Annotated in this window: 7 protein-coding genes; 2 read left to right on the forward strand and 5 right to left on the reverse strand. The window is 47.5% G+C overall.

Going from position 1 to position 13,567, the window contains the following annotated elements; translation table 11 throughout:
* Positions 1-42 precede the first annotated feature (42 nt).
* From ESB13_RS07575 to ESB13_RS07595, 5 genes are read right to left on the reverse strand one after another with little or no spacing between them, the layout of a single operon-like run.
* Positions 43-2,019 (reverse strand): alpha-L-arabinofuranosidase C-terminal domain-containing protein, encoded by a 1,977-nt coding sequence (locus ESB13_RS07575; protein ID WP_129002402.1) that lies wholly within the window; start codon positions 2,017-2,019, stop codon positions 43-45.
* Positions 2,020-2,045: 26 nt separating this feature from the next.
* Positions 2,046-3,086 carry a glycoside hydrolase family 43 protein gene (locus ESB13_RS07580; protein WP_220399565.1) on the reverse strand — a complete coding sequence of 347 codons (1,041 nt, stop codon included), beginning with the start codon at positions 3,084-3,086 and terminating at the stop codon, positions 2,046-2,048.
* A gap of 15 nt (positions 3,087-3,101) precedes the next feature.
* Positions 3,102-4,580, reverse strand: a complete 1,479-nt coding sequence (locus tag ESB13_RS07585) for an arabinan endo-1,5-alpha-L-arabinosidase (protein ID WP_129002403.1) — start codon at positions 4,578-4,580, stop codon at positions 3,102-3,104.
* A gap of 55 nt (positions 4,581-4,635) precedes the next feature.
* Positions 4,636-6,186: a RagB/SusD family nutrient uptake outer membrane protein gene (locus ESB13_RS07590; RefSeq protein ID WP_129002404.1), complete on the reverse strand. Its 1,551-nt coding sequence runs from the start codon at positions 6,184-6,186 to the stop codon at positions 4,636-4,638.
* A 29-nt stretch (positions 6,187-6,215) separates the two neighbouring features.
* The gene (locus tag ESB13_RS07595) at positions 6,216-9,296 is read right to left on the reverse strand and encodes a SusC/RagA family TonB-linked outer membrane protein (protein WP_129002405.1); all 3,081 of its coding nucleotides are present in this window, start codon (positions 9,294-9,296) and stop codon (positions 6,216-6,218) included.
* A 270-nt stretch (positions 9,297-9,566) separates the two neighbouring features.
* Between ESB13_RS07595 and ESB13_RS07600 the strand changes: the two genes are divergently transcribed.
* Together ESB13_RS07600 and ESB13_RS07605 are read left to right on the forward strand one after the other, a co-directional pair.
* The gene (locus tag ESB13_RS07600; protein WP_129002406.1) at positions 9,567-12,719 is read left to right on the forward strand and encodes a ligand-binding sensor domain-containing protein; all 3,153 of its coding nucleotides are present in this window, start codon (positions 9,567-9,569) and stop codon (positions 12,717-12,719) included.
* 31 nt (positions 12,720-12,750) lie between these two features.
* On the forward strand, positions 12,751-13,527 hold the full coding sequence (locus ESB13_RS07605) for a response regulator transcription factor (RefSeq protein WP_129002407.1): 777 nt from the start codon (positions 12,751-12,753) through the stop codon (positions 13,525-13,527).
* Positions 13,528-13,567: the final 40 nt, after the last annotated feature.

A 13,567-nucleotide genomic window follows, 5' to 3' on the forward strand; every position in this document is an offset into this window, starting at 1 on the left:
GTTTAAATGCTGAATGATAAAACGGTCAACGCATACCTACGCTTATTTCATCTTCAGCTTTATCACCGAAAAAGAATAAGGCGCCGCCGTAAAACTCAATTTATTCCCGGCCGAAACCGTTATCTGGCTTGTCTTCGGACTCACTGCTTCCGGACTGCTGAACGTATTTACCGTCCACAGTTCTTCACTGCCTAAAACAGTAAGCTCCGCATTCTTATCCAGCTTCGCAGCCTCTATAACAATATCTTTCAATACCGGGCGGACCGACGCATTTACCAGTTTAATGATGATCTCTTTTGCATTTTTATCCACCACGGCAGAAGCATACAAACTATCCTGCCCTTTAATAGCTTCGCCATTCAATAAAGCCGGCACCACATGCGTGCCTTTGTTCAAACTGTAAAGCTGCTGCACATAATAACTGGGCGTACCATAAGACTGAAGATTATTTACCCAGATAAGATCAGGCGTCCACTGCCATCCTTCACTATGCGCAAACAAAGGTGCATAAGAAGCCATATGCACAACAGCCGCATTACGCTCTAACCCTGTCATGAAAGCAGCTTCAGCAAGCGCCGCCTGCCAGTTGTTTTGCTTTTTGCCGTCTACCACCTTATCGCTGTGCCCGGCATATTCACCACCAAAGATCTTGGCGCCATCGCGGGGATAATTATCGTAACGCCCCGCATTCGAAAGAAACCACGAAGGACTGCGATAATAATGCTCGTCGATAACATCAGCATTCATCTTTCTTAATTCCGTATTCAGGAAATCAAAACGTTTGCCTTCCGGATCAGTACCACTGCTGGCAATAATTTTAAAGTCGGGATATTTTGCTTTAATGGCTTTGGTGAACAGTTGCAAACGCTCCAGGTATTGCGGTCCCCAGTTCTCATTACCAACCCCCATCATCTTCAGATGAAAAGGTGCCGCATGCCCCATCTCCGCACGCTTTTTACCCCATACAGTATTCACATCACCATTCGCAAACTCGATCAGGTCAAGCGCATCCTGGATATAAGGATCCAGCTGATCCAGCGGTACAAGCTCAGCCGTATTGAACTGGCATGCCATACCACAGTTGAGAATAGGTAAGGCAGTAGCGCCTATATCATCGCAAAGCTGAAAATATTCAAAGAAACCCAAACCAAAGGTCTGGAAATAATCAGGCGTGCTGCGATGCGGAAACTCAAAGTTCCAGCGGTTGATGATCAGCTGCCTTTCTTCAATGGGCCCTATCGTATTCTTCCATTGATAACGCTGGCTCAGATCAAACCCTTCCACAATACAACCACCCGGAAAGCGAATGAACCCCGGCTTCATATCGGCCAGTTTCTGTACCATATCGGCACGCAGGCCACCGGGCCGCCCCTTCCAGGTATCGGAAGGAAACATGGAGATCATATCTACATCCATAGAACCACTGCCTGTAATATTCACACGCAAACGTCCTTTCGATGCACTGTCCGTAGATTGAAAACTTACAGCAGCCTTCTGCCAGCCATCGCCCACAGCAGTGGCCGATACGGTGGCAGTGCCAATTGTCTTACCCTCGTTGTTCAGCAGTTCAAGCGAAAGGCCAATGCCGGCAGCCGTTTGGCGATACATGAAAGAGAAATCATAACGCAGGCCTTTCTTGATGCCCATGCCACGGAAACCTTCATTCGTAATGGCCAGCTTGCTATCAGCCGCCTTTTTGGTGATGCGTAAAAAACGGGGATTCGCAGTGTTCTTATCCAAACGGTTGATCACCTGCAGGGCGCCTTCATCAAAAAAATCCTGCGTTACCTGCCAGCCCATCATAGGCTTCGAAAATTCAAAAGAACGGTTCTTGATCAGCTCGGCATAAATGCCCCCATCGGCGCCAAGGTTGATATCTTCAAAGAATACACCCCACATGGTAGGCTGCACTTCCGATACCAGCTGACTGGCTTTTACAATCACAGGCGCCTGCTTCTGGGCCTGTGCATAACCGGCAACTGTAAAACATGCCGCAAGCAATACGTTTTTGTAGTTCATCGTCCTGATCTTTTAGTCAATATGATTCAATTTTTTCCACTCCCAGCGCTCACTCCTTCAGATGTCATTACCACACGTTGCAATGTACCATCTTTATTATATTTCAGCGCATCAATACATACCGATCGCCGAAAACTTCCGCCATTGGTATTTATCGCACCATTATGATAAATAAAGTACGACTTCCCCTTGAAATCTATGATCGACTGGTGATTGGTATTACTGTTGCCGGCTATCTCATTTAAAATGCCTTTATAACGCCAGGGACCATTGATGTTTTTACTCATGGCATAAACAATCTTTTCCGGGAAACCCGAAGCATACGAAAGGTAATACCAGCCGTTCTTCCTGTGTATCCACGGAGCCTCGGTAAATGCCGGCAGATCAACTACTTGTATAGACCCGTCCAACTCAGTCATATTGTCTTTTAAACGGGCATAATAACATTTGGTATTACCCCAGAATAAGTATGCCCGCCCGTCGTCGTCAATGATAACAGAGGGGTCAATATCGTCCCATCCGATAGAAGTAGCCGTCGTCATATCATTTGTAACCAATGCCGATCCTCTTGCATCCTTAAATGGCCCGGTAGGACTATCCCCCACCGCAACGCCAATCGCCTTCCCGCGAATACTGCCATGCTCTACCGCTGCATACCAGTAGAACTTGCCGCCCTTCTCAATTACCTGCGACGCCCATGCATCCCCCTTCGCCCAGGCAAAATCCTTTGCCTTCAACGGCACCGGGTGCTCCTCCCAGTGTACCATGTCACTGGTAGAAAAACAAAGCCATTCATGCATTTCATAAAACTCTTTTCCCGGAGGCGCTACATCATGCCCGGTATACAGGTACACCTTACCTCCATACACCAATGCAGCCGGATCAGCTGTGTACTTATGCGCAATCACCGGGTTGCCTTTCGAAACAAAACTCGTATCTGCATTACCGCTCTTGACATGGGAAGCTGTCATATTCATCAGCGCCGCACCACCGCCGACAGAAGCATCCTGCGCCCGGCTGCTTACAGCCATTACACAAGATGCCAGAACTAAACCGCCTATTCGCATACCAGTACTATTTTATTATTTCTTCTTAGCCCATATCACCGTGCCGCCACCATTGAAGCCAGAGAGTACAATGGTAGAAGCTTTTTTACTTTCCCAATCCCGCTCGCGCGACACATGAAGTTTGTCTATGAACTGCCCGCCGTTCCACCGCAGCTCCAGCCAGGGCGCATTGTAACTCCAGGTATTGTTCGCAGCGCCGTTGATCTTGCCATCCGCATTCAGCGTAGTGCCAAACGCAACAGAATACTGCGGATCCTGCTGCTCCAGCTCATAACCCGGTACAACGGTATAACCAAGCACTACCTGGTCATAATCACCCGCTATTTCAGCAGCTGTTACCGCATTATCGGGAACATTCGCATAACGCTCAGGCGATACCAGCGGCCAGCCATCAGTTGTCCAGAACATCTTACGAACATGCATCACCATAAAGGCCCTGTTCACAGCAGGTCTGCCCTGGTGCGCCATAAAGAAATTGCCGCTGCCGTCAGAAAACACCGAACAGTGCGAAACGCCGGCCCAACCCCCATGATCCGAAAATTTATAAGGCGCAAGTAGCATAGGACCGGCATCTGCCTGGTTGTCAACATTCACCCCATTCCAGTCAAGGAAAGGCCCATCAGGCTTGTCGGAACGAAACACTCTTACATTGTACTTGGTCGATAACCAGTCGTACGCTACAAACAGGTAATACTTTTTGGTAGCAGGATTGTAAATGATCTCCGGGCCTTCAAGATTTCCATTATAAACACCATTAGTCCGCCCTCTGCGCACCACGCGTTTACCCTTATCGCCGGTTGTGGCGGCAAGCCCCGTTGAAGGGTTCAGCTTCAGCTCAAACAACCCATCCCAGGCCGATCCATATACCATCCAGTGCTCCCCTTCAGGAGTAACCACCACAGTAGGATCTATCGCATTGGTGCCAGGATACCCATCTGTAGAAGTAACGGCAAGCCCCTTTTCGGTCCATGGTCCTTCAGGCGAGGTAGCCGTAGCCATCCCAATCGCACTTACCCTGAATGCATTTGATGCCAGCGAATAGTACAGGCGAAATTCATTTCCAACTTTCATAATATAGGGTGCCCATAAACCATTATTGGGCACCCCTCCGTTGGCGGTAATGAACTGCGATCCCATCGCGGGCAGCCCCTTGAATACCCAGCCTACGAATTGCCAGTCTACCAGATCTTTCGATTTACGTACCTGTATACCTGCAGGCGGCGTAGCCCCAAAAGCTACATCGGTGCTATAAGCATAATACCACTCCCCGTCTTTTATGATCGACGGATCATGCACATTATAAGGCCCCCATTGATGACTTAGTTCAAGCAACGCCACCCCCTCGTAGGTATCATTGATATTGTTGATATTGAAAGGTATAGTAACTACCGGCGGGTCCTGCATATCAAGGTCGTCAAATGCATTTTTACGGCAACCCGCCAGCGCCAGCACTGCACCGGCTATAAAGCAATATTTCTTTATTACAGTAATCATAGTTGGTTTTTATCAAAAGCAAAAACAACAGCAGTAATCATATTACTCCATACTATTAGTTCGCCGGATTAGGAGACAGATTAGGATTTGTATCAAGCTCGCCCTGCGGAATAGGCAGGTATTCCTTACCCGCCTTCCAGGTATTGAAATCATTATCATGTGTCTTCAGCTCAGCCAGTTTACCAGCATCATACAGCCATCCCCAGCGGATGATGTCATTGATCCGAATCGACTCTATCGCAAACTCCAATGCTCTTTCATGCGCCAGCTGATCACGCATCTGCACCTGTGTCATACCAGGCCTTACAGTAGCGAGGTCAGGAAGTTTCGCCCTCGTGCGCACCCGCTGAATGAAAGGATAAGCCTCGGCGGTACGGTTCAGCTCATTCAACGCTTCTGCATGCATTAACAATACATCCGCAAAACGTAATACACGGTAGTTGATCCCTGAATTTTCCTGGTCGTCATTGCCAGGCCAGTTTAAACCATCATGGGTGTACTTACGCGGATAGATCGCTGTTTGCGCATGTGGCCATGCCCTGCCGTATACCTGCGTGGAATTATCATCAGGCTCGTAAGAAGCAATGGTAGCAAGCAAACGGGGGTCCGACTTCCCGTCTGTTGTTTTTTCTTTTTTATACTCATTATAGATCCAGCGGCTGGGCAGGAAATCGGAATAACCATACCCATCCATCGCATAGGTACGCCCCGTAGAACTTACCTGTTTCCAGTTGGCATTAGGTTCTCCGCCATAGTTCATCACAGTACCTCCTACCTGGTCCGGTTGCCCAAACTGTACTTCAAATAAAGACTCCGCATTGTTCTCATTTATTTCTTTGAAATTATCCCTGTAATCGGCCATCAGCGAATAAGTACCATAATCACCATTGATGATCTTCTGAAACTCGTTGGCGGCCTCCTGCCAGTTTTTCCTGTACAGGTAAGCCTTGCCCAGCATACCGGCGGCGGCGCCCCTGGTAGCACGGCCTGTTTGCCCGGCATCGGGACCGCTCAGGCCGGCATAGGTAACCGGCAACATCTCTTTGGCCGCAGCAAAATCGTCCGTGATCTGTTTCCATAACACATCCTCTTTTGCAGTAGCAGGATAGAATTCAGTTGAAGAAGCCGGCGGCGCGGTAATAACAGGCACGATCTTATACATACAGGCCAGGTTGAAATAAGCCAGCCCTCTCAGAAAATGCGCCTGCCCCAGCAGCCTGGTCTTAAGCGCCTCATCCATCGTGATCTTGGGAACATTCTCCAGCACCTGGTTCGAACGCCATACCAATTGGTAATGCGCACCCCAAACCCAGGCTATAGGACCCGATGTTGTAGGTATCACAAAACTACCTACCTGAACAAGATCACCCCAGGGACTATCACCATAAAAATCGTCGCCACGCCCGTCATTTAAAGCGGGATACATACGCATATAGGTGCCATCCTGGATAAGACTGTTATAAATCGCCGTAGTGCCTGCCATTGCATCAGCTGCATCACGCCAGTACACAGTTATTGTAGGAACGTTGGGATTGACAAGATCAAGCTGCTTGTTACAACTGCCTGCCATCAGCGCTAACGGTATATAATAAAGAAACTTTTTCATATGCATTCTTTTAGCAATGGTTTAATGGATCAGAAGGAAGCCTGTACACCAAACATGATCGTACGGGGCGTAGGATAAGAACCCGCATCATAACCAGGCTCCCATACCCTCGACTGGGCATAATCAGGGTTAAAGCTCTTGTATCCCTGGAAAGTATAAACATTCTGGGCCGTAACGTATACCCGCAAACTGCTTACAGCTTTACCTGTAAATTGTTTAGGCAAAGTATAACCAAGAGAAACAGTGTTCAGCCTCAGGTAATCTCCTTTTTGTAACCAGCCTTTACGGTCCGAATCACGCCCGTTCTGGTTGGGATCGTTCGCCACCAGCCTGGAATACTCGTTGTTCGGATTCTGCGGCGTCCACCGGTTCAACGCATCTTCATGATAGTTGATATAATCTGTCGTATGCATAAGCGCACGGTAAAGCGAACTGTTTATCACAAACCCGCCGCTGCCCGATGTAAACAGGGTGAAATCAAAACCTTTATACGCCGCACTGAACGTAAGACCGAAATAATATTTAGGCAATGAATTTCCTAATGTTGTACGGTCATAAGCATCTATGATACCATCAGGCTTCCCTTCAGGACCGCTCAGGTCTTTGAACTTGAAATCGCCGGGAGCAGTAGCTGCATTCTGGAAAGGACTATTATCAATATCAGCCTGGTTCTGGAAAATACCATCAGTAACCCAGCCATAATGCTGCCCCATAGTATGTCCAACCTTGGTGATAAAACCACCAACAATACGCTGCGATTCATTGCCACCCAGCTGCAGCACCTTGTTTGAAAGGGTCGTAAAGTTGGCATTGATATCAAAAGTGAACGCACCTTTGCGTTTATGATAGCCGGCAGCAATTTCAACACCACGGTTTCTCAGTGAAGCCGCATTGGTAAGCACTGCCGTATTGGTTGAACCAACAGATCCCGGAATAGGCACATCTACCAGCAGATCGGTAGATTTGTTGTTGTAGTACTCCGCTGTAAGATCGAATTTACCGTTCAGGAATACCGCATCAAAACCAACGTTGGAAGTTGTTTTTGTTTCCCAGCGGATATTAGGGTCAACAACCGCTGTCTGCAGCCCGCCAATCACGCGGGTTCCGGCAAAACTATACACAATATTGGGGTTCAGATAAGCCTGGTATCCGTAGTTGCGGATATTCGCATTACCCAATTGTCCCCATCCCCCTCTTAATTTCAGCTCACTGATGAAAGAAGGAAGATGAATAAACTCCTCATTGCTGATCCGCCAGCCGGCCGATACACCAGGAAAATAACCATACTTGTTCTCGGGAGCAAAACGGGAAGAACCATCCCGGCGGATATTGGCTGTTAACAGGTATTTGTCGCCATAGCTATAGTTCACCCTGCCGAAAATACCGAAGAAAGTAAACTCATCTCTATAGCCACTGGTTGTTCTGTTATCGCCGTTGTCAAGCACCGGGTAATCAGGATCAACATTCTCTGAATGCGCATAACGGTTCAGCGTACTGTTCTTGGTATAACTGGTACCTGTAACTACGTTGATGGTATGTTTACCAAAGCTTTTATCGTAGGTGAGAAAATTCTCGAACAATCCATTAGTGTATACGCGTGAGTTATCATCCAAACGGCTGGTATTCTGTTTAAAGAAGAAACCCAGATCAAATACAGGCTGGTACAGAAAATCACGTGCAATGGTTTTATCATAGCTCACGTTCACCTTATATTTCAGGCTATGACCACCTGATTTTATCAGTTGCGCTTCAGCCCAGGCCACACCAAACGTACGGTCAACTTCAGTAAAGTTGGTGAACAGCTTGTTGATAGCTACTACGTTCAAAGAAATCGCCCGCTGCAGATCCGATTGGGTTCCACCATACCCCTGTGGCATCTCCGGATCATACACCTTCATCGTAGGAATATTGATCACCATATCGTTGATCAGCGGCGGACGGCCACCGGTAAGTACATCCGTGCGGTACGTGAGCGTATTTTCCTTGGAATGGGTGTAAGATATCGACTGACCGAATTTAAAGATCCCTTTCTCCTGGGTAGAATTAAAACGGGCGGTATAACGGTTATAATCAGGCCCGTTGCCAACAAAAGTCCCCTCCTGCTTGAAGTAATCGAGAGATGCATTATAGGTAACATTGGCGCCACCACCACTCAAATTCAGGTTATGGTTCATACGATGGCCAGTCTTAAGACCTTCTTTCTGCCAGTCAACATCTACATTATTGATATAACGGGGATTCTGAGGATCGTTTGCAGGTGCTACCGTCTGACCGCCATTCAGCTGCGATTCATTGTTCAGCATCTGGTATCCCACCCTGTTGGCCACAGGTATCTTCTGCGCTACCCTGTCAAGGCCATAATACCCATTGTAATCCACGCGCAGGGGCGCGTTTTTCTTGCCCTGTTTGGTAGTAATGATCACAACGCCATTGGCGCCTGTAGCACCATAAATAGCAGCAGCAGTACCGTCCTTGAGGATTTGGATGGACTCTATGTCATTAGGACTGAAATCCCGGGGCGGGTTCAGCAACATCACACCGTCTACCACGTAAAGCGGTGTCTGATCACCAAAAGAAGTAGTACCCCTTATTTTGATCACAGGCATAGCGCCGGGCTGACCGTCACTGGTAACGTTGATACCGGCTGCACGGCCCTGAAGCATCTGACCTACATCGCTTGCAGCCACTTTTTTCATCTCTTTGGGACTCACTACAGCAACAGAACCGGTAAGATCTTTCTTACGCTGGGCGCCATAACCTATCACCACCACGTCTTCCAGCGTTTCCAACCTGGAAGCGAGACTAACGGTAATATTGGTATTACCCGCTACGGTCACCTCCTTATCAGCGTAACCTATATAGCTGATGACAAGCACCTGGCCCCGGGAAGCAGCAATATTGAAATGCCCCTGGTCGTCTGTGATCACGGCCTGGGTTGTTCCTTTTATGGAAACTGTTGCAGCCGATACAGGATCCCCCTTCTCGTTTGTTACAGTACCTGAAACCCTGCTGGTTGCCTGAGCCTGTAACAATACAGGCAAGAAAAACAGGCAGGCATACAACCAGTATACCATCTTGAACCTACTTCGTTGTACAAAGGATTCTTTCATACGGCAGTTGTTTAAATTTAACTGTGAATTAGTGGCTGACCGGCAAACAAATAAATTAGATCAATAAGCAATCGCTCAGGCAACGCACCTTTATTATTTTGGCAATTATAGATGTAAAACAACGAGCTTCTTTCCATTAATGCGCGTCGTAACGTATCATTATTTCTGCAAATCATCTCAAACGGGTCTTTACTATAAGTGCATAACGCAGTAACAGAAACCGCTATCTTCGTAAAGCGGTTGCATTTCAATAATAACAGGAAAAGCCCATTGAGAAAAAAAAGATATATAAGCCTGGCGTTATCGCTTGTTATGGCAGGCATAGCTGTTGCACAGCAGTATAACTTCAGGCATTACCAGGTAGAGAACGGCCTTAGCAACAATGCAGTGATATGCATGTTGCAGGATAGCAGCCATTTTATGTGGTTTGGCACAAAAGACGGCCTTAACCGGTTCGATGGCTATCGCTTTAAGGTCTTCCGCCACCAGCCGCGCAATAACAGGAGTATAGGCAGCAACTTCATCCATTGCCTGTCCGAAGGAGCCAACGGCTTCCTCTGGGTAGGAACCGATAAAGGCATTTATCGCTACAATGCAGTATCGGAAAGCTTTGAAAAACTATCGAACCAGGTTACCGGCGTCATCTCCGATCTTAAAGCCGGCAGCAACGGCAGCTTATGGTTTATCATGAACCAGATGTTATATTGTTATCAGCCATCCAAAAATCACTTCGTATTCTTTGACCCCGCACGTTATGGCTTCTTTACCTCACTAAGCCCGCTGCCCGGTGGCAGCCTGTGTCTAAGCACACCGGACGGCCTGGTAAAACATTACGACCCGGTAACAGGAACCATGCGCTCCACAGATATGTTCTCGCATTCCCAGCCTACCAGCTCCCGCTGGATCGAACGGGTATACGCAATTGACAATACGAATATATTGATCGCCACATCAAACCAGGGAGCCAAATGGCTTAACCTCTCCGGCTCCACCTATACCGATATCCTTACCCGGGAAAACAATACCGATCTGTTTGTAAGAAATTTTCTGAAAGTATCCGATAGCACCGTCTGGATCGCATCAGAATCAGGCATCTTTGTATACAACCTGCACAATCACCAGTACGCCAACTTAAAGAAAGCATATAACAACCCCTTCTCCCTCTCCGACAACGCCGTTTATTCTTTTTGTAAAGATGAAGAAGGTGGTATCTGGGCCGGAACTTATTTCGGCGGAGCGAACTACTACCCCATGCAACGCAGCGCGTTCCAGCGAATGTTTCCTATGCCCGATCAGAATTCGCTTAGCGGCAACGTAGTACGCGAAATAACAGAAGACCGGTATGGCAATATCTGGATAGGTACGGAAGACGCAGGTTTAAACAAATTAAGCAGTAAAACAGGATTGCTAAGCAGCTACCTGCCTACCGGCAAAAAAGGCAGTATCGCCTACACCAATATCCACGGCCTGCTCGCAGATGGCGACTACTTATGGATAGGCACCTTCGAGCATGGACTCGACGTAATGGATATCCCTACCGGCAAAATCATTCATCATTATTCCAAAGGCAACCGCCCCGGCGATCTCCAGAGCAATTTTATACATTGCATCACCAAAACAAAACAGGGAGAGATCCTGCTGGGTACTACAATAGGCGCCTACCGTTTCAACAGCCATAACCATACATTCACCCCCATCACATCTATGCCCGTCAACAACTGGTACTCATATATAAAACAGGCCTCCGATGGCACCTTATGGGCGGCAACCTATGGCAATGGCATCCGCTTCTTTAATCCCGCTACAGGCCGCTCAGGCAATTTTATCTGCCGGCAGGATGCCAAAGGAACATTGCCCGACAATCGCGTCAACAGTATTTATGAAGACAGCAGAAAGCAGCTCTGGTTTGCCTCCGAGGGCGGCCTGAGTAAATGGAATGCCCGCGACAGCAGCTTCCGCAACTATACTACTGCCGACGGATTGCCCACTGATTATGTATTGAGTATCCTCGAAGATAGCAGCAGCAATATATGGATTTCAACTTCCAAAGGCCTGGCTATGCTTTCAGCCGCAACCGATAAGTTCACGGTGTATACTACCGCCAACGGCTTGCTCAGCGACCAGTTCAATTTTAACTCAGCCTACAGAAACGCCAATGGCAAAATGTATTTCGGTAGCGTAAAAGGACTCACCACCTTTCAACCCGATCTGTTTTCAGACAACCCGTTTGTCCCTCCCGTATTTATAACAGGCATTGAAGTTTTTAACCAGGAACTGGTCATCGGCGATAAAGATTCTCCTTTAAAAAAATCGATCAGTTATACCAGCAGCATCAGTCTTCCATACGATCAATCCACCATCAGCATCGATTTTGCAGCGCTGGGGTTCTCAGCGCCCGAAATGATAGCCTATGCCTACCGCATGAAAGGCCTTGACGACGACTGGGTATACTTGTCTAAAAACCGCAAAGCATTCTTTACAAGGCTCAAACCCGGCAACTATGTTTTCGAAGTAAAGGCAGCAGCCAGCAATGGCCGGTGGAGCCCCACTCCCACCCGCCTCGAGGTAGAGATCAGGCCACCCTGGTGGGCAACCAACTGGGCATACTTCATCTATATCCTCCTGGGCGCATCCGCCTTTATATACATATTACGGGCCTATCATCAATACACCGAAGCCAAGAACAAAAGAAAGTATGAACAGCTGGAAGCAGCTAAGGAAAAAGAGATCTTCACAGCCAAGATAGAATTCTTTACCAACGTAGCGCACGAAATAAAAACACCGCTATCTCTCATCAAAGGCCCGCTCGAAAAGATAATGAAAAAAGCAGAAGGTATCACCGATATCGCCAACAACCTGGGCATTATGGAACGCAATACCAACAGACTGATCGATCTTACCAACCAGCTCCTCGACTTCCGGCAAACAGAGATCAACAGCTTCAGACTAAACTTCATTCATGTTAATATATCGGAATTATTGGAAGAAACATTCAACAGCTTCCGCCCGCTGGCCGAAGAAAAAGGTTTGCGCTACCACATTCGCTACCCTTCGCAGCAGGTGTTTGCCTACATCGACACCGATGCTTTTAAAAAAATCCTTTATAACCTGTTCAGCAACGCTCTCAAATATGCAAGCCGGCAGGCTTCCATTCATTTATATGAAATAGCCGAAAACGATACTTTTTTCCGGATAACATTTCAGAACGATGGATTTACCATTCCGGTAGACATGAGGGATAAGATCTTTGAACCCTTTTTCAGAATGCAGGAAACAGCAACTGAACAAGGTACCGGTATCGGCTTAACACTGTCACGGTCGCTGGCTCAGTTACATGGCGGAGCTATTATTGTAAGCAGTAATCCGGGCGGCGGCAATGTATTTTCATTACAGTTACCTTTACAACAACAGAACGAATCATAAACCAGCATTAACAAACTAACCCGACACACATATGAAAGCGACGATATTATTGGTAGAAGATAACAAAGAGATGCTGGATTTTGTGGCCGACGACCTCTCCGAAAAGTACCAGGTCCTTAAAGCATTCAACGGCAGGCAGGCCCTTGAAATTTTAAAAGACGAAGTGGTACAAATGATCATCTCCGATGTAATGATGCCGGAAATAGACGGCTTCGAACTTTGCCGCACCATCAAAAGCAGCTTCGAATACAGCCATATTCCCGTTATCCTGCTCACCGCACGGAATACCCTGCAATCAAAGATCCAGGGACTTGAACTGGGAGCCGACGCCTACATAGAAAAACCCTTTTCACCCGAATACCTTCATGTACAAATAGCCAACCTCCTTAGCAACAGGGATAAGATCAAAGAATATTTCGCCCAATCACCGCTCATCCATATCAAAAGCATCGCGCATTCCAAATCAGATGAGCTCTTCCTCGAAAAGCTGAACGAAACCATATGCGACAACATCGAAGACGAAGAACTCGATGTTGAAAAGCTGGCCAGGATCATGGCAATGAGCCGCCCCACCCTCTACCGGAAGATCAAATCAATTTCAAACCTCACCGCCAACGAACTTATCAATATCACACGGTTAAAGAAAGCAGCAGAGTTGCTTGCAGCCGACGATTACAAGATCTATGAAGTAGCAACCATGGTAGGCTTCACCTCCCAAACAACCTTCGGACGCAGCTTCCTGAAACAGTTTGGCATGTCGCCATCGGCTTATCAGCAAAATGCAAAGGGCAATACAGCTGAAAACTAGACTGGCTGCTTTCCCGGGTCCCACAAAGCAGCCGGGCTTT

Origin of the sequence: Filimonas effusa (assembly GCF_004118675.1) — a bacterium.
Taxonomy (GTDB): domain Bacteria; phylum Bacteroidota; class Bacteroidia; order Chitinophagales; family Chitinophagaceae; genus Filimonas; species Filimonas effusa.

Bases quoted from the DNA above. Each gene is read 5' to 3' on its own strand.
- ESB13_RS07575 (WP_129002402.1), bottom strand. From the start codon at position 2,019: ATGAACTACAAAAACGTATTGCTTGCGGCATGTTTTACAGTTGCCGGT.
- ESB13_RS07580 (WP_220399565.1), bottom strand. From the start codon at position 3,086: ATGCGAATAGGCGGTTTAGTTCTGGCATCTTGTGTAATGGCTGTAAGC.
- ESB13_RS07585 (WP_129002403.1), bottom strand. From the start codon at position 4,580: ATGATTACTGTAATAAAGAAATATTGCTTTATAGCCGGTGCAGTGCTG.
- ESB13_RS07590 (WP_129002404.1), bottom strand. From the start codon at position 6,186: ATGAAAAAGTTTCTTTATTATATACCGTTAGCGCTGATGGCAGGCAGT.
- ESB13_RS07595 (WP_129002405.1), bottom strand. From the start codon at position 9,296: ATGAAAGAATCCTTTGTACAACGAAGTAGGTTCAAGATGGTATACTGG.
- ESB13_RS07605 (WP_129002407.1), top strand. From the start codon at position 12,751: ATGAAAGCGACGATATTATTGGTAGAAGATAACAAAGAGATGCTGGAT.